The following is a 22389-nucleotide window of genomic DNA, read 5'->3' on the forward strand; positions in this document are numbered from 1 at the left end:
ATCTAAAACTCCCCATTCGAACCACCACCACTAAATCCGCCACCTCCAAATTCCATTGGTGATTCCTCGACTTTTGCTTCGGGTTTCAATCCAAATTGCGAAGCAACCACAAGCGCTTGAACATTAGCAAAGGCATTTGGGTTGGTAAATCGGTCGACTTTAAAAGTAAGGCCCGTTTCGTTGTGTTTTGTTCTTTTTATGACAAAATAGGTAAAAGCAAATACTAACAAACCACCAATAGTCAAAGCCACTTCGGGAGGTAAAACATTATGATACATTCTGAAGGTGAAAAAGGCAAAGCAAAGCGCCAGAAAACCAATCCAAAGCATCATTCGGTCTTTGTTTTTCAATGAGAAAAAGAGATAAACCAAAGGAATCGACATTGTAAAAGCCCAAAAGAATATAGCAAAAGGAATTTCGGGACTTTGACCGTCATAGAAATAATCATCAGACAGGCTAAAATTTAATTCTCTCACCACATAATAATTTCCTGCGAGATAGAATAAAATTAGACAAAAACCTTTGGCTAGTTTCAGTCCGTTGTAATAATAAGGAACAGTTAAATTTTGTAATGCTTTTTTTGAAATAAAATAAGACCCGCCAGAAAACAGCAACATCACAAAAGGCAAAATGGTTTTTCCGATTGTTAAATACTCGAATGTCGCGTACGCTAGACTTCCTGTTATTCCAAAACAGGCGAGTAGTGCCAAAGACAGATTTAGGTATCGCAAATAAGCAATACTCGAAACGATTGCCATTACTAAAATAACCGCCAGATAGTTGGTGTTATAATTTTGTTCAAAAGTGAGTCCAACCGCCGTCAATAGTGTTGCAATGCCACCCAAAATAAAAGCATCATCCAGACCAAAACCAAAATAATTCATATTCTTAGACATATATTCTTTGGCTCCAAAACCAATTACAGCAAAAAGATAGATGAAAAACAAGTATGCATTGTCCATAACGCCTATGCCCAAGAGCGATATAAATCCACAAATCGAAGAATACAACATGCCACCCAGAATAAAGAAACCAATTCGGATAAAGAGGTTGTTTTGACTTTTTAACCTTGGTAATTGATTGCCCAAAGCTTTGTATTGTTCGTGATTAATAAAACCCGATTCTTTCAATCGATTCGCTTCTTCGTCTAGGTAAACGTTGTTTAAAAGTGCTTTATCGTATGCTATCATCGGTAGTGTTTTTGTTGAAATGTTTAATCAATTTTATAAATCCTATTATGGAGCCAATAAAATAAAAAGGCGTTGTGAATATCAATACAGAGGATAGATCTTCGAAATGGATGGAATCTAAAATCTTTACAAAAAGGATATTTATGCCAATATAGCCGTATAAAACTGTAAACAGGAACAATGAAATGGATCTGATTTGATAACTTAAATTATAAAAATAATAAGTTGCAATTCCCAAAACTAAACCAAAAAGCAACCAGAATTCTTCAAATAAATTGACGATACAGGCTATGCTAACCAAATGCAATGAAAAAGTAAGATAGACCAGATTGAAGTGTTTTTTTAAATTTATTTTGTTAGCATACAAAACCCAAAGCAATAAAGTTAAACCAAAGGCCAATCCAACATAACTTAAGTAGGTATTATCAATCATCTCGTTTTCAAAAACATGCTTTGGATTAACCGAAAGTCCCAAATAAGCTGCCATTCCAGTGATTCCAATGGACAAGACACTTTTGTTGTCAAAATAATAGGCGCAAAAAAGACTGATAACCGTTGGCACCAAAGTAGCCAATCCGAAATGTGTTCCAAAAGTTTGGTATTGAAACTGCAAATAGCCCACAAACGTACAGCTCAATATAACCGCGGTAAGTACCAAATAATCATACAGCGGATTAGGGAATAGAACTTCTTCTTTTTTGAAACCCGGATGATTTTTAAAACAAAAGTAAAAACAGATTAAAGTTACCAAAAGCAATAGTCCCAATATTGCGGTATGTCCAATCGAGTCGATATTTTGGTAAATCAAAATTCCAATCCCAGAAGTAAACATCAATATCGAAAGGTATAGTAAAAATTTCAGTTCATTGTGAACCGAAAACAAGTTCAAACCTCGATACGCTTGAATGGCTTCAAATTGTTCTCCGGTGATGTGATTATTGTCAAAAAGCGTTTGGGTTGCCTGTTCTTCGAAATTTGCCATGCTATTTATTTAAGATATTTCTCAAATATATAGAATTTTTAGTATGAATTAAAGAGTGAAGGAAGAGTAATTTTTAAAATATAAGAAATGGGAGCAGATTATCATTTTTTGTATTTCCTTTAATTTTGATTTAAAAATGGAATAAAAAAACCAACTCTTCTATTTAGAAAAATTGGTTTCAACAATTGAATTAGTAAGCAATGTTATTTTTGGATTTTAATATCCACTACAATTCTTGGATCGTAACCCACTCTGTGAACCGATTTAATATAGATCGCTCCTTTTTTGCCAGCTGCATTTTTGAATAATACAACATTTGGCATTTGGCTATCAGGGAATGAATCATAATCATCGGTGTCAATTTTTATAGTTTCAAAATCAGAACCTTTTACTATATTTTTGAAATTTTCAATTGTCATTAAATCATTCGGAGCATTAATAAAAATGGAAGCTGTAGCATTTTTGATTCCATAATCAGCATTATTGGGGCTCATAAAATAGTTTAAACTAGAATTTGAACTATAGAAAACGATATCAATTTTGGGTAAAGTTGCTGCATCAATCTTGCTTTTTTTAAATGATTTTCCCAATTCTGTTGAAAAAAGTAGACCAGCATCATATCCTTCGGATTGGTCTAATGAAAAAGTAACATCGGTAAAGGTTTTTAAGGTAGCGTTATCAGTAGTACTCGAGTCTGTTTTTGTTTCGTCATTGCTTGAACAACTGTTAAATAAAAGAGAGCTGATACATACTAAAAATGCAATTGTGTAGGTTAATTTCATTAGGGTTAGTTTTATATTTTTTTGTGAAAATATATAATATTATGTATGCATACTATTTCTTTAGTGTTAAATTTTTGATTTATATTGTTATTTTTTAGAGTTGTTTTAGTAATGTTTTAAAGTATAATTGGTTACAAAAAAAAATCCATAAAGAGTATTTATGGATTTTTAATTAGGATTATTTTTGAATTAATATGAATTCTTCATTTTATTCTTTATTTCCTCCAAACACAAATTATTAATACTTCCTTCGTGGGTATGTTTGGTTTGTTTTGGAGATTGGTAGGTTCCGTTTTCCAATTGTTCGGCAACGGCTTTGTAAGCATCTCTAAAAGGCATTCCCGCAACTACCATTTCGTTTAAGGTATCAACAGTAAACAGATAGTTGTATTTAGGGTCATTCAAAATGTTGTCTTTTACCGTGATGTCTTTTATAGAGAAAATAGCAATATCCAAACACGCTTTTAGGTTTTGAATCGCCGGAAACAATCCTTCTTTCAAGAGTTGTAAATCCCTGTGGTAACCACTTGGTAGGTTATTGGTGATCAAAGTAATTTCATACGGTAAGGCTTGAATCTTGTTGCACTTACCACGAATTAATTCAAAAACATCTGGGTTTTTTTTATGTGGCATAATACTGGAACCTGTTGTAAGATGCGAAGGTAAACCAATGAAACCAAAATTCTGACTCATATACAAACACACATCCATAGAGAATTTTGAAAGGGTAGAAGCTACACTGCTCATCGCAAAAGCTACTGTTTTTTCGGATTTTCCTCGGCTCATTTGTGCGGCAACCGAATTGTATTTTAAGGTTTCAAATCCCAATTCTTTGGTAGTAAATGTTCTGTTGATAGGAAACGAACTTCCGTAACCCGCAGCAGAACCAAGTGGATTTTGATCTACAATTTTCAAAGCGGCATTGAGCATTGTGATATCATCAATCAGACTTTCGGCATAAGCGGAAAACCACATCCCAAAAGAAGAAGGCATTGCAATTTGAAGGTGTGTGTAACCTGGCAACAATACATTTTGGTGTTTCTCTGCGGATTCCATCATTAAATCAAAAAGCGTTTTTACCTGCTCTTTCAATTCTTTTACTACATCTTTCAGATACAAATTTACGTCGACCAAAACCTGATCGTTACGGGAACGCGCGGTGTGGATTTTTTTCCCGGCATCGCCCAGTTTTACGGTCAGTAAATATTCAATTTTAGAATGTACATCTTCAAAGCTGTCTTCGATTTCGAAATTCCCGTTAGCAATGTCTTTTATGATTTCATCTAAAGCTAAAACCAAAGAAACGACTTCAGCATTTGTTAACAGTCCAATTTGTCCTAACATTTTGGCGTGGGCAATAGAGCCTAAAGCGTCGTATTTAGCCAAAACCAAATCGAGTTCTCTATCGTTTCCTACGGTGAAATGTTCGATTTGTTTGTCGGTTGGTATTCCTTTTTCCCAAAGTTTCATATTCAATTTTAGATTTTAGATTTTAGATTTTAGATTTGGAAACTTCGGTTTTCAAACCTAAAAATGCTAAAATAAATTACTTTTTTGTTTTAAAAAATCCTCTTGTTTCCCTAATGCCCTAGCCCCGATAGAAGTGGAAATCCTTTTTATTTTTTCTTTAAAAATAAAAAGATTGCAACGGATAGCGGGATTAGCTCCTTGCTTCGACTATGCTCAGGATGATTATTTTAGTTTTTCAAAAAGTCTCCCAGTATTTTGATGTACAATTGGATTCCTTCTTCAATTTCGTTTACATATATAAATTCGTCTGCCGAGTGTGACCGCAGTGATTCTCCTGGCCCAAGTTTCAAGGATTGACAAATCAAAACCGATTGATCCGAAAGGGTAGGCGAGCCATAAGTCGTTCTTCCCAATGCGATTCCGGCTTGTACCAAACCGTGTGAAACGGGAATAGATGAGGCGTTCAAGTGCATCGAGCGCGGTGTCACAATAACTTCGACTCCTGAATCTTTTACTCCCCCTTTGGGGGTTGGGGGGCTTATCGTTTCTAAAATCTCGATATTGCTGTAACAGTCATTTACGCGTATATCAACCACCAAATGGCATTCGGCAGGAACTACGTTATGTTGTTTTCCGGCATTGATTTGGGTCACGGTCATTTTTACAGGTCCTAAAACATCTGATATTTTTTCGAATTGGTAGGTGTTAAACCATTCAATTACTTTCATCGCATTGTAAATTGGGTTGTCGGGGTTGTTGTGAGCAGCGTGACTGGCGGTTCCTTTGACAACGACATCGAGTACCAATAATCCTTTTTCTGCTACAGCCAATTGCATCAAAGTAGGTTCACCCACGATGGCGCAATCCAACACGGGTAAATGTTTCAAAACGCTGTTTAGACCTTGCTTACCACTGCTTTCTTCTTCGGCAGAAGCCACCATAACAATATTATGGGATAGGTTTTCTTTGGCATAAAAATAAACGAAAGCCGCCATAAGCGAAACCAGACATCCTCCTGCATCATTACTGCCCAAGCCATACAATTTGCCGTCTTTTTCGATGGCTTTGAATGGATCGTTCGTGTAACCTTGATTCGGTTTTACAGTGTCGTGGTGCGAGTTGAGTAACAGTGTGGGTTTGGATTGATCAAAATGCTGATTGAAAGCCCAAATGTTGTTGTTTTCCCGTTCGAAAGGAATGTTGTTTTGACGAAACCAATTTTCGATTAAAAGCGCTGTTTGGTCTTCTTCACTTGAAAAGGAAGGAGTTTCAATCAGCGATTTTAATAACGCGATGGCCTCTTGTGTTAGGGTTTCTATGTTCTTCATATATTTTCGTGAAACCTAACAGGTTTTAAAAACCTGTTAGGTTTGTTATTGTTTTTTATAATTCAATGCTCGTATGAACAATTCCGACGTTTTGCAACATTCGGTGGTGTCCAATTTTTATTTTTTGAACGCCTTTGGACAAGCTGTTGAAACAATTGTCTAATTTAGGAATCATCCCGGAATGTATCGCTTTTTCGGCCTTTAATTTGGTGTACAATTCGTGATTGATTTTTTCGATTACGGAGCTGTCATCATCTGCATTATACAAAACACCTGGTTTTTCGAAGCAATAGGTCAAAGTAACTTCAAATACTTCGGATAATGCAATGGCCAATTCACTGGCAATCGTATCGGCGTTGGTATTCAATAATTGTCCTTTTCCATCGTGTGTGATGGCGCAAAAAACGGGAGTTATTCCGCTTTTTAGTAATGTTTCCAATAAAGAGGTATTTACTTTTTGTACGTCGCCCACAAAGCCATAGTCAATCGTTGGGTGATTTCTTTTTGTGGAAAGAATCAAATTGCCGTCGGCGCCTGAAAAGCCCATAGCATTAGTAGTATTCGCCTGCAATTGAGCCACAACATTTTTGTTGATTTCACCTGCATAAATCATTACCACTACCTCGAGCATTGGCGCATCGGTAATGCGGCGTCCATCAATCATTTGGGGCACTAATCCAATGCTTTTAGCCATTTTTGTAGCCGATTTTCCGCCACCGTGAACCAGTACTTTGTATCCTTCTATTTTGGAAAAATCAGTAAGGAATTGTGCCAATTCGGTTGGATCGTCGATGATGTTGCCACCTATTTTTATGATTGATAATGGAGTCATATTGATTTATGATTGTTGATTAACAATTTTAGATTTGTGATTTACTAAAATGTCTATTGTCTATTTGTCTATGTTCTATTTTCTTTTCTCTAATTTTTTCAAAATCTTCTGCAACACCAATTGCGCCGAGTAGGTTCTATTATTGGCTTGCTCAATCACGATCGAATTTTCGCTGTCAATTACTTCATCTGTTACAATTACGTTACGTCTTACAGGCAAACAGTGCATGAATTTGGCATTGTTGGTTCCTTTCATTTTATCGGCAGTGATGGTCCAATTCGGGTCAGAATTGGTTATTTTACCGTATTCTTTGTAATTACTCCAGTTTTTGGCATAAATATAATCGGCGTTTTCAAAAGCTTTATCTTGGTCATACTCGATTTTAGAATCTTTGGTAATTTCAGGATTCAATTCGTAGCCTTCGGGATGTGTAATCACAAAATCCATTTCGGTTTGCAATTGCATCATTTCTACAAATGAATTGGGAACGGCCTGAGGTAACGCTCTCGGGTGCGGTGCCCAAGATAATACTACTTTTGGTCTGTGTTTGGTCTTGTGTTCTTCCATAGTGATGGCATCGGCAAGGGATTGCAACGGATGTCCTGTGGCACTTTCCATATTTAGAATCGGTACAGTGGCATATTTCACAAAACCGTTTATTACTGTTTCGGCATTGTCTTTTTCTTTGTCAACCAAACCAGCAAAAGCTCTTATGGCAATGATATCGGCATATTGAGAAACCACTTCGGCGGCTTCCTTGATGTGTTCCGAAGCGCCTTGGTTCATAATTGCACCGTCTTCAAATTCGAGGGTCCAGCCTTCGCTTCCAAAGTTCATCACCATAACGTTCATTCCTAGATTAATGGCTGCTTTTTGCGTGCTCAAACGGGTTCTCAAACTCGAGTTGAAAAACAACATTACTAAGGTTTTGTTTTTTCCCAGCTTCTTGTTTTTAAGTGGGTTTTCTTTAATTTTTAAAGCTTGTTTCACCCATTTTTGGAGTGAATCTATTTCTTTTATTGAGGTGTAGTTCATAATGTAAATAGTTTGTACGCTGATTAAACTGATTCGCTATCGCGAAGACACAGATAAGGCGCGGATTTTTTTCTTATGTTACTTATTATTTGTACGCTGATTAAACTGATTCGCTATCGCGAAGACACAGATGAGGGGCGGATTTTTTAAACTTATAATTGATGCCGATTAAACGATTTTTTGTTTTCTTGCTTTTCGGTTGTTTTCATATATTTTTCTTTTGAATTCGGGTTTTTTTCCAAAGTTTAAAAGCAATCCCACTTCACAATCTGTAGCTCTTAAATAATTTAAAATTTGGTTTTCAAAATCTTTTACAATACAATCAGCGGCTTTTAATTCGAGAATAATCGTGTTTTCAACTATTAAATCAGCATAATATTCACCAACTTCAGTTCCTTTATAGTAAACGTTAATTCTCTTTTGAGCTTCAACATTGTAGCCTTTATTTTTTAATTCTAAATACAGGGAATTTTGATATACTTTTTCTAAAAAGCCATATCCCAATTCATTATAAACTTCATAAAAAGTTTTTATAATAATATCTGTTAATTCTTCGTGTAATAGACCCATATTTAAAATCAGTTTTAATTTATGTTTTAGCTAATCAGTATTATCAATGTTCTGTTTTTACACAATTTAAGTAAATTTATAAAATACTCAGTTTTTTTCTCAATATCTTAAGCTAATAAATAAAAAAAAATCAGTTTTTATCCGCGTCTTTGCTTTAGCAAATCCGGGTCATCCGCGTACTATTTCTACACGATCTTTGTGAATGCAATTTCATTATTCAAAGCTTTCAACATAAAATTATCTTCGAGTCCATTCACAATCCAAGTTTCTATATTTGCCGCTTTGGCAATGGCAGCCGAATCAATTTTAGACTGCATACCGCCTGTTCCGTGAGACGATTTTTTGTCGCCAATTTCTTTTTGCAACAGCGACAAATCGGTAACCAATTCGATTGTTTCTGGAACTTCATCATTTATTGACGATTTGGTATAAATTCCATTAGTGTTGGTTGCAATAATCAGAATATCAACGTTTAATAATACCGCAGTTAAGGCTGCTAATTTATCATTATCACCAAATTTAATTTCATCTGTGGCAACCGTATCATTTTCATTGATAATCGGAATGTAACTGTTTTTGACCAATACATTGATGGTGTTTACAATATTGACTTTCGATTGTTCCTTTTCAAAATCAGAGTAGGAAAGTAGGCATTGCGAAATATGCAATCCCAAATCACTAAAATTTTCATGGTAAATCCGCATTAAATGGGGTTGACCAATAGATGCCAAGGCTTGTTTTACAAACACATCCTGATCATTGTTGTCTAGTTTTACAAATTGTTTGGCGGCAGCAATTGCTCCTGAACTCACAATAATGAATTCGTATTCGTCTTGTAAAGCGGCTATTTGCACCCCAATGTCTTCAATTTTTCCTCTCGAAATATGATTGGTTTCTTTGGTTAAGGTGTTGCTGCCTAACTTTAGTAATATTCTTTTTTTAGCCATTTTTATGTTTTTTTACCGTTTGAGGATTTTACCGCAAGGGGCGCAAAGTTTTTTATAATTCTAACGCTTAAAAAACGCTAAGTTCGCAAAGCTTTGTGTTGATATTTAACCGCAATGGGCGCAAAGTTTTTTATAATTGAAACGCTTAAAAACGCAATGTTCGCAAAGCTTTGTGTTGATATTTAACCGCAAGGGGCACAAAGTTTTTTATAATTCGAACACTTAAAAACGCGAAGTTCGCAAAGCATTATCTTCCTAAAAATCTTTATTCTTTGTTCTTTTCTCTTTATTCTGAAATCAAAAATCGTTAATCAACAATCTGCAATCTTATCTTATCTGTCCGTCACCATAAATATACCATTTATTGGTCACCAAATGTTGCAATCCAATGGGACCGCGTTGGTGCAATTTATCAGTGCTTATCGCTAATTCTCCGCCCAGACCAAATTGACCACCATCGGTAAATCGGGTAGAGGCGTTTTGATATACTGCTGCTGTATCCACATTTTCCATGAATTCTTGTGCAACAGCATCATTTTTGGTGATGATGGAAGCCGAATGTCCGCCACAATATTTATTTATTTTTTCAATCGCTTCTTGATTGGAATTGATAGCGCCGATAACAATTTTATAATCCAGAAATTCTTCGTACCAAACCAAATCCGATTCTATTTGAGGAACGTTTGTTGTTTTTGAAATCGTTTCGTCTCCCAAAACGGTCACGTTTTTTTGTTGTAATTCGGTAACCACTTTTTTCGCAAAAGCTTCCCAGTTTGGTAGATTTGTGTCAATTAATACTTTATCCAAAGCATTACAAACTGATATATTTGAGGTTTTACCATTGATAATAATAGAAAGTGCTTGGTCTAAATTGGCTTCCTTATCTACATACACGAAATTGTTGCCACGACCGCTTACAATCACGGGGCAAGTAGCGTGTTTCTTGACAAAAGCAATTAGATTTTCACCGCCTCTTGGTACAATCAGATCTACTTTTTGGGTTGGTTTTTCTAAAAAGGCTTGTGTTTCGTTTCGGTCGTAATTTAAATATTCGACCCAATTCGTATCTACATCATTGTCTTTTAAAGCTTGGTGCCAAAGACTCACAATTTTCATATTGGAAAGTAGGGATTCTTTACCGCCTTTCAAGAGGATTTTATTCCCTGATTTGAAAGCGATACCTCCTGCTTCAACAGTTACGTCCGGTCTGGATTCGTAAATAATCAATATCGTTCCGAAAGCCGCTGTTTTATTGGTGATTTTGATGCCATTATCGTGTACAAAATGAAAGCGTTCCTGACCAACAGGATCTTCTTGAGCAAACAATTGACGTAATGAAAGTATCATACCGTCAATTTTGGTATCGTCTACAAGTAAGCGTTTTTCCATCGCGAAATCATCGCTTTTGTAGTTTTCAAGATCTTCCTGATTGCTTTTTTTGATGTTGGTTCTTTCTTGTTCGAGCAAATCTGCCATTCGATTCAGAACTGCATTTCTTTTTTGTATGGGTAATAAATGGCTCATTGGTTTTTGGTTATTGGTTAGCGTTTATTCTATTTTAAAAAAGGATAAACTTTTGCTTAATTTGTTTAATCTCTTAATATTTCAAAAAAAGTTCAAACCATTAAGAGATTAAGTTTGTTAAGTTTTGCTTTGAAAAAGCATTCTATTTTTTTTATCTAGGCCTTTAATTCAGCTAAGCTTTCTTTCAAAGCAACTATAAATGTATCAATAGCTTCCTTTTTGACTGTCAAAGGTGGAAGGATTCTCAATAGATTTTTATTGTTGGCACTTCCTGTAAAAATTAGTTTTTCGACAATCAGTTTTTTACGTAACGGACCTACTTCAAAATCAAATTCTACGCCAAGCATCAATCCTTTTCCTTTCACTTTGATAATTTCAGGAACTTGTTTAATAGCATCCAAGAAATAGGCGTAAACTTCATTTACGTTGTCGATCAGTTTTTGATTTTCAATTACATCCAAAACCGCAATACCAGCGGCACAAGCAAGATGGCTTCCACCAAAGGTAGTTCCCAGCAATCCGTGGCTAGCGGTGAATTTTGGAGCAATCAAGATTCCGCCAATTGGGAAACCGTTCCCCATTCCTTTGGCAAGACAAATAATATCCGGTTTGATATTGTGGTGTTGAAACGCAAAGAATTTTCCACTTCTTCCGTAACCGGATTGTACTTCGTCCAAAATCAAAACCGCTTCGTATTGAGTACACAATTTTTCTAAACCTTGGAAAAATTCGGTAGTGCCTTCGTCCAATCCACCAACACCTTGAATTCCTTCGATAATTACGGAACAAACATCACCTTTTTTCAATTCGGCTTCCACTAAATCAAGATTGTTTAACGGCAAGAAAGTAACCACTTGCTGTGCGTTGATTGGAGCAACAATTTTCTTGTTGTCTGTTACCGCAACCGCTGCCGAAGTTCTTCCGTGAAAAGAGTTGTCAAAAGCAATTACCCTTGATTTTCCGTTGTGGAAAGAGGCTAATTTTAATGCGTTTTCATTGGCTTCAGCACCAGAACTGCACAAGAATAAACTGTACTCTTCACATCCTGAAAGTTTGCCTAATTTTTCAGCCAATTCCACTTGCAATGGATTCTGAATCGCATTCGAATAAAACCCGATGTTATCCAATTGGTTTTTCAATTTGGCTACATATTCCGGTTGTGTGTGTCCAATGGAGATTACCCCGTGGCCACTATATAAATCTAAATATTCTACACCATTTTCATCTGTAATTGTGCAATCTAATGCTTTTACAGGAGTGATGTTGTATAATGGGTAAACGTCAAATAAGTTCATTTTTAATTATTTAATTATTTAAAAATTGAAGAATTTAAAGATTTATATCTTTTATGAATTTCACTAATTTTTCAATCATTAAATTCTTCAATCTTTTAATTATTTCTAGAATCCACTTGGTTTCAAATGCAATCCCGTACTTTCTTCCAGTCCAAACATCAAATTCATATTTTGGATGGCTTGTCCCGAGGCGCCTTTTACTAAATTATCAATTACTGAGGTAATCAAAATCCGGTTTCCTTTTTTGACTAAACTAATAATACATTTATTGGTTTGAACCACTTGTTTCATATTGATACCAGATGTGGTAACAGTTACAAAAGGTTGGTTTTTATAGAATGTTTCGTATTTGGCTACAAGATCCTCCAAGCTTTCGTCGCAAGTAGTGTATAATGTTGCAAAAATTCCTCTTGGAAAATCCCCTCTGTTTGGAATAAAAAGCAATTCGTTTGTGAAATCATTTTGTAATTGGTGCAAGCTTTCTGAAATTTCGCCCAAATGTTGGTGTTCGAAAGCTTTGTAATGCGACATATTGTTGTTTCTCCAACTGAAATGCGAAGTCTCTGAAAGTCCAACTCCAGCACCAGTACTTCCGGTTGTGGCGTTGATGTGAATATCTCCATTTAATAATTTGGCATCCGCCAAAGGCAATAAAGCCAATTGAATAGCAGTCGCAAAACAGCCCGGATTGGCGATGAACTGAGCGTTTTTAATCGCCCCTTTGTTCAATTCAGGTAAACCGTAAACGAACTTTTTACCATCGAAAACTTCGTCTTTATGCAATCTGAAGTCATTTCCTAAATCGATGATTTTAGTATGGCTTGCAAACTGGTTTTCGGTCAAAAATGTTTTTGATTTTCCGTGTCCTAAACACAAGAAAACTACATTTACGTTAGGGTTTACGGTATCGGTAAAATTCATTTCGATATCGCCCAACAAATCGTGATGCGCTACCGAAAGCGGTTTTCCAGCATTGGTGGTGCTGTAAACAAAATCGATAGTAACATCGGGATGAAACATTAATATTCTGATGAGTTCTCCGGCTGTATAGCCAGATCCGCCAATTATACCTATGTTAATCATAATTTTTTATTTTTAAATATGCTATAAAACTGAATGCGTTTTGTTGCCTTTTCCTGCAAGGTCTTTTTTTGACCTTGTAGGTATATTTTAGGTTATTTAATACCTACAAGGTTAAAAAAAACCTTGCAGGATAAAACCTGGTAATTCCTAATATTTCCTCTTTAGCCCCGATAGCAGTGAAAATCTCCCGATTTAGAAAAACAAGGCTTTTTTGCCGTAGTTTTTGTTTATCGGGAATTGCAACGAATAGCGGGAACCCATACCTCCAAAAATGCCTAAACTTTCGCTCCTAACATTTCTTTAAAATGCCGTATTAATCGTGTGTCAATTTGTTTACTGATGAAAAAATGTTTTGCGCATTCCCAAGAATTTTTATAAAGCCTTTAGCATCGTCAGACGTCCAAGCGTTGTTCATTTCGCCGTATTGACCAAAACCAGTGTTCATCAAGTCATTTTCGGACTCGATTCCGTCAAGGGTAAAGTGATACGGTTTAAGCGAAACAATCACAGTTCCGTTTACCGTAGCTTGAGTATCTTCTAGGAAAGCTTCGATGTTACGCATTACAGGATCCAGAAATTGACCTTCGTGAAATAACATTCCGTACCAGTTTCCTAGTTGTTCTTTCCAATATTGTTGCCATTTTCCAAGCGTGTGTTTCTCTAATAAATGGTGTGCTTTGATTATGATTAAAGGTGCAGCGGCTTCAAAACCAACTCTTCCTTTGATTCCGATAATGGTGTCACCCACGTGAATGTCTCTACCAATGGCATACGCATTGGCTAATTTCTCTAGTGCAACAATATTTTTGGTTGGTGCATCAAGAACACCATTGATGCCCACTAATTGTCCTTTTTCGAATTGAAGTGTTACCTTCTCTTCATCTGTTTTTTGCAATTGCGATGGATAGGCTTCGCTTGGCAAAGGTTTACTTGAAGTCAAGGTTTCTTTTCCACCTACGCTAGTTCCCCAAAGTCCTTTGTTGATCGAGTATTGCGCTTTTTCCCAAGAATAGTGAACGCCGTTTTTGGCTAAGTAATCGACTTCTTCTTGACGAGATAATTTTAAGTCTCTGATAGGAGTGATGATTTCAATTTCGGGAGCGATGGTTTGGAAAATCAAATCAAAACGAATTTGGTCATTTCCGGCACCAGTACTTCCGTGAGCAATCGCTTCGGCACCAACAGATTTAGCGTATTTTATCGCTTCAATCGCTTGAAAAACACGTTCTGCACTTACAGATAGGGGATAGGTGTTGTTTTTTAGAACATTTCCGTAAATCAAATATTTAATGGCTTTGTCATAATATTTGTCAACGATAGTCAGGTTGGCGTGTTTGGCGCTTCCCAACTCGTAGGCTCTGTCTTCGATTGCTTTTAATTCGGCTTCGTCAAAACCGCCGGTGTTGATTAATACGGTATGAACTTCATACCCTTTTTCATTTTTCAAATATTTAAGACAGTATGAAGTGTCTAATCCTCCGCTGTATGCTAATACTACTTTTTTCATGATTTTGTGGTTTTTCCTTTTCCTTAACATTCTCCGAGGGTGAATTTGCGGAAAAGGATTATGTTATATTTTGAATATATTTATTTGTTCTCTTTTTTTTTGTTTACTATCAAAAATCCATTTTAGATTTTTTGATGTTCCCCTTTCGGAGGATGTGGTCCCAAAAACAAAGCTTGTTTTATGGCTCTCAATCGGTTTAGAATTTTTACGTTAAAAGGATGTTTGGGTGGGTCTTTCGGTTTTTCTTTTGGGTCAAAAAGCATTCCGGTACACAAACACATTTTGTGTTCCTTGCTTTTTAATATTTCATAATTAGTGCAGGTTTGACAACCTTTCCAGAAACTAGGGTCGTTAGTCAGTTCCGAAAAAGGAACCGGTTTGTAGCCCAAATCCGAATTGATTTTCATTACCGCCAAGCCTGTTGTAATTCCAAATACTTTGGCGTCTGGATATTTTTGTAATGAATAGTCAAATACAAACGATTTTATTTTTTTGGCCAGTCCCAAATTTCTGTAATCTGGATGAACTATTAGACCGGAGTGTGCCACAAACTGACCGTGTTGCCAACTTTCGATATAGCAAAAACCAGCAAAGATTCCGTTGTTAAGTGCAATAACTGCATCGCCTTTTTCCATCTTCTTTTGGATGTATTCTGGTGTTCTTTTGGCAATTCCAGTACCTCTCAACAAGGCAGATGATTCTATGGTATCGCATATTTCCTGCGCATACTTATAATGTTCTTCCTGAGTTACTACAATAGAAATATTCATTTCAAGAGTTATATTTTAGGTTAAATAATGTACTGTAATGAAGTGTGGAATGTTCTGGATTTACAATGTCAAATATAGAATAAATGAAGTAAAGAACAATCCAAATAATTGAATTACAGATAGATAAAATGTGTTTGGTGATTTTTTTTGGATGTATAAATCCAAATAAAGATGGAAATAATTTCAAAACGATAAAATAAGAAATGAATAAATATAATACGATTACACTATGGAAGCTATGATTATAGCATCCGTACTTCGGGAGAAGTCGTAGGTGTAATTATCCGAGAGATAACTGTTTTATATGTTTCTATTTTTTTCATTGGTGCAAATTTACACTTATTTTTCAATCCAAATGCTAAAATTTTTGTAAAAGTCAATTTTTTAACAAATGGGTCTATTTTTGTAATAAAAAAGAAATTTTAAATTTAAATGAGTGTTTTTGAGCTTAATTTTTCTTTTTCAGGAAGTAAGGCTAAGGATTAGAAAAGAGTTTTTAAAATGATTTTGACTCATTTATTCTAAAAGTTCGTTTGGGCGTAACCGCCGCTAGAAAAAAGGGCTAGTTTCTTTGTCGTCATGGCCCTTTTCTCTAGCGGCGGTCGTGCTATTCGCGCTACTTTGGTAGCTAGCTGCTATCACTTACGCGGATATAACATCTTTAGGAAAAAATAGGGGGTTTTTTTTATAAAAATAAAAAAAAAGAGAATTCTTTATGAACCCAAAATATATTAACAATATCGTTTGAGAATTATGATTGATTTTATTTCTCTTATATAATGCATTGAATATGATAAATGTCAATATTTGCGCAGTTTGATGTTCTTAAATTTACGACTCATTACTATTTATTACTTTGTTTAAATTCTTTATAACAATATAAGATTTGTTGTAATTTAAGACTATTATCATGAAAAAAGGATTGCTTTATTTACTATTTATAAGTGTAGTATTCGCTTGTAATAAAACTGAAAAAACAGAAGATGCTAATTTAACTCCACTTCAAAAACTCGAAGCAGGAAACAAACGATTTGCCTCAGGAAAACCCATGCATCCTGATGAAACTTTGGAAAGAATTCGCGAACTAAAAAAGGGTCAGCATCCATTTGCTATTGTTGTAAGTTGTTCCGATTCAAGAGTTCCGGCTGAACTTGTTTTTGATCAGGGCCTTGGAGATATTTTTTCGATAAGAACTGCAGGTAATGTAATGGGAGATTATGAATTAGGAAGTATTGAGTATGCCGTTGAACATTTAGATTGTAAACTGGTGATCGTGATGGGACATAAAGATTGTGGAGCTATGAAAGCTTTTATAAAATCAAATGGACATTATGAACAAACGGATCATATTAAAAAAATTATAGAATATATTGAAAGTGAGAAAGAAGAAAAAAATCTGGCAATTCATAATGATTTAGTGCTGGATAAAGTTATCGATGTCAATATAGAACATGGTGTTGCTTTTTTGAAAACTGCAGAACCTATTTTAAAAGAGTTTTATGATAACAAAAAAGTAGCTATTGTTGGAGCAGTATATGATATTGAAACAGGTAAAGTTATTTTTAATACTGACAAATAGTTTTTAATTTGTTTTATGTAAAAAAAAGAGGCAGTCTAAATTTTTAGACTGCCTCTTTTTTTAGTAATGAAAAGATCTTATTTTCTAAACGAATTTCGGGAAATAACCGAATTGATTTTGGCTTTCAAATCTTCGCCTGTGTCATAAACCATCTGTTCACTTGAAGGAAAGGGCATAATTCTCTTGTCGAAATAAGAGTAATAATTATCATCGGCTGCACGACGATCTCCTTTGTATGTAGAATAGATGTTTTCGAAAACAAATTCGCTAGTTATAGGGAATGACTCTATAGGTTGTTTGGTTTTGTTATCTACATAGTCCACTTTGGCAGTAATCTGACAGGATTTAAATTGTCTAACTTCATAAATATTTACTCTTGCATTAATAAGATTATCTATCATTACAGGTTTGCCTTCTCTGTCTACAACGACTCTGCCATTGGCATCAAGCTGTTTTTTCTGTCCGTCAACTACTTGGCGTTCTTTGATAAATTCTCTTTCTTTTATTTGTTCAGGCGATATAAAAATAGATCTAAAATTGATTTGCATTCCGTAATCGTAGTAAATGTCTTTTTGTTTAACACTATGGTAAATAGTCCATTTATCATTTAATTTATAGCTTTTAAAATCCAATAAATCATTCTGCAATTGTATTGGAATAATCATGTTAGTTTCATTTTGGGTATATACTATAACAAAATCAGTACCTTTAAATTGAGCTTCTCCCATGATTTTGGCTACATCCTTATAATTTGGATTTATTTTTTCCAAATACGCTAAATCATCATAAACCCTGCGGTAATTCATTTTGTTTTTGGTCAGCATCAAGGCTTTTGCATTTGTGTACAAATAATTGGATAAAGCATTTTTGCTACTTATAATAGGTTCATTATAATTATCGAATGGAAAAATGGCATTTCGTCCTTCTTTAATTAATTTTAGCGGAAGCAAAGGTTTAATTTTTTCTTGTCGCTCATTTAGAGTTAGGTATGTGCTGTAAATTTTTTCCAGTTCATTCGGATTGTTCTCTTTACTCAAAAAACTGATAGTATTTAAATCGCGTTCTTTAGCTTTAGCGAAAGCTTCTTCAAGTAAATAAATGTAATCTTGTTTTCCTTTTTTGTCTTTGTTAGAGCGTAAATTGGAAAGAGCAATGTCAATAGCAGCATCGTAATTTCCTGATGCCAAATTGTTTTGGGTTTGTTTTACTCCACAAGATGTAAATAGAATAAAAAAAGCAATTATAGTAGTAATTTTTTTCATGTTTTGGGGGCAATGAATTATTTTGATTTTTGACTAAAATTATTTTGCAAACTTACTATTCCTTTGTTAAATTCAGTCTTTAAAAAGCATAAAAAAACCGACAACTATTAAATTGTCGGTTGGTTAGAAAGTATTGGGATTATTGTCTTACAAATGGAGGAAGTAATTTACTGGAACATTCTCCAAAACCAATTCGAACCTGTCCGTTTTGACTGTATCCTTTAATGATAACGGTATCACCATCGTTTATAAATTTACGTTCGGTACCATCATTTAATTGTATTGGGTTTTTACCACCCCAAGTTAGTTCTAACATTGATCCAAAACTGTCAGGGGTTGGTCCTGAAATGGTTCCTGAACCCATCATGTCACCGGAGTTTACCCGACAACCGTTTGAGGTATGGTGCGCTAATTGTTGACTCATTGTCCAATACATATGTTTGAAATTAGATCGAGAAACAACTGTTGGAGTTTCATTTTCAGGTGCAATAGCCACTTCTAGATTGATGTCAAAAGAATGTTTTCCTTTTTGTTGCAAATAAGGAAGAGGTGTAGGTTCTTGCTTAGGGCCTTTTGTTCTAAAAGGTTCTAGCGCATCTAGAGTTACAATCCAAGGTGAAATAGATGAAGCAAAGTTTTTGGCTAAGAACGGTCCTAATGGTACGTATTCCCATTTTTGAATATCACGAGCACTCCAGTCATTTAATAAAACCATTCCGAAAATATAAGCTTCGGTTTCACCTACAGGAACATTCTCTCCCATAATATTGACATCGGTTGTGATAAATGCTGTTTCCAATTCAAAATCTACCAGTCGAGATGGTCCAAAAACGGGGCTCGTTTCACCATTTGGCAACGTTTGTCCCATAGGTCTGTGAACTGGAATTCCAGACGGAATAATAGTTGAACTTCTTCCGTGATATCCTACTGGAATATGTAGCCAGTTGGGTAATAAAGCATTTTCTGGGTCACGGAACATTTTTCCAACATTAGTTGCATGTTCTTTACTGGAATAAAAATCTGTATAATCGCCAATTAGAACGGGAAGTTGCATTTCTACATCTTCCATTCTGAAAATTACAATGTCTCTATGGGTAGTATTATCTCTTAATTCTGGATTTTTTGCATCAAAAAGTTCTGCAATTCTATTGCGAACTAATCGCCATGTTTTTTGGCCATCGGATATAAAATCATTCAGGGTATCTTGCATGAACATATCGTCCGTCAATTCAATACCTTCAAAGTAATTTAATTGCTGTAAAGCGCCTAAATCGATTGCAAAATTACCAATTCGAGTACCTACGGTAACGATATTTTCCTTGGTAAGAAAAACTCCGAAAGGGATGTTTTGTATAGGGAAGTCACTGTCTGACAGTACCTCTAACCATGATTTTCTACTGGTATCGTTGGCTGTTATTGGCATGATAATGTTAATTGTTTGTTGAAAATTACTTGTCAAATATATTATAATCTAACAGTTAAACAAACGTTTTTTTGTATTTTTGCGACAAATTAACGAAAATCAAAGAAATGCAACGCGACGAACAAATTTTTGACCTCATTCTTGAAGAACAAGACAGACAAATACACGGACTAGAACTTATTGCTTCAGAAAACTTTGTAAGTGACGAAGTTATGGAAGCAGCTGGATCTGTTTTAACGAATAAATATGCTGAGGGTTATCCTGGCAAAAGATACTACGGAGGATGTGAAGTAGTTGATGTAGTCGAACAAATTGCTATCGACAGAGCCAAAGCATTATTTGGCGCAGAATATGCAAACGTTCAGCCTCACTCTGGTTCACAAGCGAATACAGCCGTATTTTTTGCTTGCTTGAAACCAGGCGACAAAATATTAGGTTTCGATTTATCTCATGGAGGTCACTTGACGCACGGTTCACCAGTAAACTTTTCTGGACGTTTGTACAGCCCAGTTTTTTATGGTGTAGATCAAGAAACAGGTCGCTTGAACTATGATAAAATTCAAGAAATTGCTACTAAAGAACAACCAAAATTAATCATTGCAGGAGCTTCGGCTTACTCTCGTGATATGGATTTTGAGCGTTTTAGAGTGATTGCTGATAGTGTAGGGGCTATTTTAATGGCTGATATTTCTCATCCTGCTGGGCTTATTGCCAAAGGGTTGATGAATGATCCAATTCCACATTGTCATATTGTAACCACTACAACTCACAAAACATTACGTGGACCTCGTGGAGGTTTGATCATGATGGGTAAAGATTTTGAAAATCCTTGGGGATTAACTACTCCAAAAGGAGAAATCAGAATGATGTCATCTTTATTAGATCTTGCGGTTTTCCCTGGAAATCAAGGTGGACCATTGATGCACATTATTGCTGCTAAAGCGGTTGCTTTTGGTGAAGCATTGCAAGATGAGTTCTTTACGTATGCTAGACAATTGCAAAAAAATGCAAATGCAATGGCAGATGCTTTTGTAAAAAGAGGATACAATATTATTTCTGGAGGGACAGACAATCACATGATGTTGATTGACCTTAGAAACAAAGGAATTTCAGGAAAAGAAGCTGAAAATGCATTGGTAAAAGCAGAAATTACTGTAAACAAAAATATGGTTCCATTTGATGATAAATCACCATTTGTAACTTCAGGAATCCGTGTGGGAACTGCTGCAATTACCACTCGTGGTCTTGTTGAAGAAGATATGGAAACTATTGTTGCTTTAATCGATAGAGTTTTGGTAGATCACACTAACGAAGATGTTATCGAAGAAGTAGCTAATGAAGTAAACGAAATGATGAGCGAAAGAGCAATCTTTGTGTTCTAAATTTTTGTTTAAAAGTTTAAAGAGTTTAAAGTTTAAGGTTTTGTATTGTGCAAAAGTTCGAACTTTAAACTCTTTTTCTTTTTCAAGAAAATCTTAAACTTTAAACAAAATTTTAAACCTTAAACTAATTTTATAATGTCAGTACTAAGATTAAAATTACCAACCGACCCAAGATGGGTAAATATTGTAGAAAAAAACATCGAAGAGATTCTTACCGATCATGCTTGGTGTGAACAAAAAGCAGCCACCAACGCGATTACCATTATTACTAATAATTCAGAACACCAAGATTTAGTTCAGGATTTATTGGCTTTGGCCAAAGAAGAAATCGATCATTTTGAACAAGTGCACAACATCATCATTAAGCGCGGACTGAAATTAGGTCGCGAGCGCAAAGATGATTATGTAAATGAATTGTATTTGTACATGAAAAAAAGCGGTGACGGAAGCCGAGTTTCTGGTCTAGTGGAGCGATTGTTGTTTTCGGCCATGATTGAAGCTAGAAGCTGCGAACGTTTCAAAGTACTTTCTGAGAACATTAAAGACGAAGAACTATCTGTTTTTTATAGAGATTTGATGGAAAGTGAAGCCGGTCATTATACCACTTTTATAACCTATGCCCGAAAATATGGTGTTGGAATTGATGTAGAAAAACGCTGGAGAGAATGGTTGGAATTTGAAGAGTCTGTTATTGCCAATTATGGTAAGAATGAGACGATTCATGGTTAAAAAAAGTGTTCAGTGTTCAAGTTTTAGTGATCAGTTGATTGCTAGTTCTGAATTCTATTTTCTCCTTCAAACTTCTATTTTATATATTCAATGATCACAATAGTTAAAGCTACGGCAAACGATTACCCAACGATTCAAAATATAGCACATCAAACTTGGCCCGTTGCTTATGGAGAAATTCTTTCGAAAGTGCAATTGGATTATATGTTGGATGCCTTTTATAATGAGGAAGCCTTAAAGGATAGTGTTGCCAATAAAGGGCATCATTTTATTTTAGCCAAAGAAGGAGAGGAGACTTTAGGTTTTGCTTCCTATGAGCATCATTACAACCAAAAACAACAAACCAAGATCCATAAAATTTATATTTTGCCACAAACGCAAGGTAAAGGAATTGGGAAAAGTTTAATCGATTTTGTCGAAAATATTGCTAAAGAAAATGATTCGATTGCTCTTTCTCTAAATGTCAATCGTTTTAATAAAGCATTGGATTTTTATAAAAAAATTGGTTTTAAAATTGTAGATGAAGTTGATATTAAATTAGAACATGGTTATTTGATGGAGGATTATGTAATGGAGAAGCCATTTTAACGGGTTTAATTTTTTTTAATCAAAATTTAATTGAGCTAGTAATTATGTAACAATCATTATTTTTTTACATTTTTTTAAGTCGTATATTTATATCAGTTTTCGTATAAATAA

General features: G+C 35.1%; 20 protein-coding genes. 4 read left to right on the forward strand and 16 right to left on the reverse strand.

Annotated features, from left to right (window positions below; translation table 11 throughout):
- Positions 1 to 2 precede the first annotated feature (2 nt).
- The 14 genes from OYT91_RS03280 to OYT91_RS03345 form a co-directional block, all read right to left on the reverse strand.
- Positions 3 to 1190, reverse strand: coding sequence for a hypothetical protein (locus tag OYT91_RS03280; RefSeq protein WP_281239495.1), 1188 nt, complete (start codon positions 1188 to 1190; stop codon positions 3 to 5).
- On the reverse strand, positions 1174 to 2172 hold the full coding sequence (locus OYT91_RS03285) for a DUF2157 domain-containing protein (protein ID WP_281239496.1): 999 nt from the start codon (positions 2170 to 2172) through the stop codon (positions 1174 to 1176). Before OYT91_RS03285 ends, OYT91_RS03280 begins: the two co-directional genes overlap by 17 nt.
- Before the next feature lie 203 nt (positions 2173 to 2375).
- Positions 2376 to 2954, reverse strand: a complete 579-nt coding sequence (locus tag OYT91_RS03290; protein ID WP_281239497.1) for a hypothetical protein — start codon at positions 2952 to 2954, stop codon at positions 2376 to 2378.
- 189 nt (positions 2955 to 3143) lie between these two features.
- Positions 3144 to 4424, reverse strand: a complete 1281-nt coding sequence (gene argH / locus OYT91_RS03295; protein ID WP_281239498.1) for an argininosuccinate lyase — start codon at positions 4422 to 4424, stop codon at positions 3144 to 3146.
- A 227-nt stretch (positions 4425 to 4651) separates the two neighbouring features.
- Positions 4652 to 5752 carry a M20 family metallo-hydrolase gene (locus tag OYT91_RS03300; RefSeq protein ID WP_281239499.1) on the reverse strand — a complete coding sequence of 367 codons (1101 nt, stop codon included), beginning with the start codon at positions 5750 to 5752 and terminating at the stop codon, positions 4652 to 4654.
- 55 nt (positions 5753 to 5807) lie between these two features.
- Positions 5808 to 6584, reverse strand: a complete 777-nt coding sequence (gene argB, locus OYT91_RS03305; protein ID WP_281239500.1) for an acetylglutamate kinase — start codon at positions 6582 to 6584, stop codon at positions 5808 to 5810.
- 75 nt (positions 6585 to 6659) lie between these two features.
- Entirely contained in the window at positions 6660 to 7619 is a 960-nt protein-coding gene (locus tag OYT91_RS03310) for an N-acetylornithine carbamoyltransferase (protein WP_281239501.1), read from the reverse strand.
- 168 nt (positions 7620 to 7787) lie between these two features.
- A complete protein-coding gene (locus OYT91_RS03315) occupies positions 7788 to 8189 on the reverse strand; it encodes a GxxExxY protein (RefSeq protein WP_269223046.1) in 402 nt (133 codons plus the stop codon).
- Positions 8190 to 8374: 185 nt separating this feature from the next.
- On the reverse strand, positions 8375 to 9136 hold the full coding sequence (gene proB / locus OYT91_RS03320; protein WP_281239502.1) for a glutamate 5-kinase: 762 nt from the start codon (positions 9134 to 9136) through the stop codon (positions 8375 to 8377).
- A gap of 327 nt (positions 9137 to 9463) precedes the next feature.
- Entirely contained in the window at positions 9464 to 10660 is a 1197-nt protein-coding gene (locus OYT91_RS03325; RefSeq protein WP_281239503.1) for a glutamate-5-semialdehyde dehydrogenase, read from the reverse strand.
- 155 nt (positions 10661 to 10815) lie between these two features.
- The gene (locus tag OYT91_RS03330; protein ID WP_281239504.1) at positions 10816 to 11955 is read right to left on the reverse strand and encodes an aspartate aminotransferase family protein; all 1140 of its coding nucleotides are present in this window, start codon (positions 11953 to 11955) and stop codon (positions 10816 to 10818) included.
- A 105-nt stretch (positions 11956 to 12060) separates the two neighbouring features.
- The gene (gene argC, locus OYT91_RS03335; protein WP_281239505.1) at positions 12061 to 13038 is read right to left on the reverse strand and encodes an N-acetyl-gamma-glutamyl-phosphate reductase; all 978 of its coding nucleotides are present in this window, start codon (positions 13036 to 13038) and stop codon (positions 12061 to 12063) included.
- A 313-nt stretch (positions 13039 to 13351) separates the two neighbouring features.
- Positions 13352 to 14545, reverse strand: coding sequence for an argininosuccinate synthase (locus tag OYT91_RS03340; protein WP_281239506.1), 1194 nt, complete (start codon positions 14543 to 14545; stop codon positions 13352 to 13354).
- A gap of 122 nt (positions 14546 to 14667) precedes the next feature.
- On the reverse strand, positions 14668 to 15315 hold the full coding sequence (locus tag OYT91_RS03345; protein WP_269223041.1) for a GNAT family N-acetyltransferase: 648 nt from the start codon (positions 15313 to 15315) through the stop codon (positions 14668 to 14670).
- A 910-nt stretch (positions 15316 to 16225) separates the two neighbouring features.
- Here OYT91_RS03345 and OYT91_RS03350 point away from each other — a divergent pair.
- The gene (locus OYT91_RS03350) at positions 16226 to 16894 is read left to right on the forward strand and encodes a carbonic anhydrase (protein ID WP_281239507.1); all 669 of its coding nucleotides are present in this window, start codon (positions 16226 to 16228) and stop codon (positions 16892 to 16894) included.
- Between the two features lie 77 nt (positions 16895 to 16971).
- On the opposite strand, the gene OYT91_RS03355 is transcribed toward OYT91_RS03350, so the two are convergent.
- Both OYT91_RS03355 and fahA read right to left on the reverse strand, forming a co-directional pair.
- Positions 16972 to 18156, reverse strand: coding sequence for a hypothetical protein (locus OYT91_RS03355; protein WP_281239508.1), 1185 nt, complete (start codon positions 18154 to 18156; stop codon positions 16972 to 16974).
- A gap of 139 nt (positions 18157 to 18295) precedes the next feature.
- On the reverse strand, positions 18296 to 19579 hold the full coding sequence (fahA, locus tag OYT91_RS03360) for a fumarylacetoacetase (protein WP_281239509.1): 1284 nt from the start codon (positions 19577 to 19579) through the stop codon (positions 18296 to 18298).
- A 107-nt stretch (positions 19580 to 19686) separates the two neighbouring features.
- Here fahA and glyA point away from each other — a divergent pair, with 107 nt between their 5' ends.
- The 3 genes from glyA (at position 19687) to OYT91_RS03375 (ending at position 22278) form a co-directional block, all read left to right on the forward strand.
- Positions 19687 to 20961: a serine hydroxymethyltransferase gene (gene glyA, locus OYT91_RS03365; RefSeq protein ID WP_269223036.1), complete on the forward strand. Its 1275-nt coding sequence runs from the start codon at positions 19687 to 19689 to the stop codon at positions 20959 to 20961.
- Between the two features lie 135 nt (positions 20962 to 21096).
- Positions 21097 to 21690: a MiaE family protein gene (locus OYT91_RS03370; RefSeq protein ID WP_281239510.1), complete on the forward strand. Its 594-nt coding sequence runs from the start codon at positions 21097 to 21099 to the stop codon at positions 21688 to 21690.
- 90 nt (positions 21691 to 21780) lie between these two features.
- A complete protein-coding gene (locus OYT91_RS03375) occupies positions 21781 to 22278 on the forward strand; it encodes a GNAT family N-acetyltransferase (RefSeq protein ID WP_281239511.1) in 498 nt (165 codons plus the stop codon).
- The last annotated feature ends 111 nt before the right edge of the window (positions 22279 to 22389 follow it).

Source organism: Flavobacterium praedii (assembly GCF_026810365.1).
Classification (GTDB): Bacteria; Bacteroidota; Bacteroidia; order Flavobacteriales; family Flavobacteriaceae; genus Flavobacterium; species Flavobacterium praedii.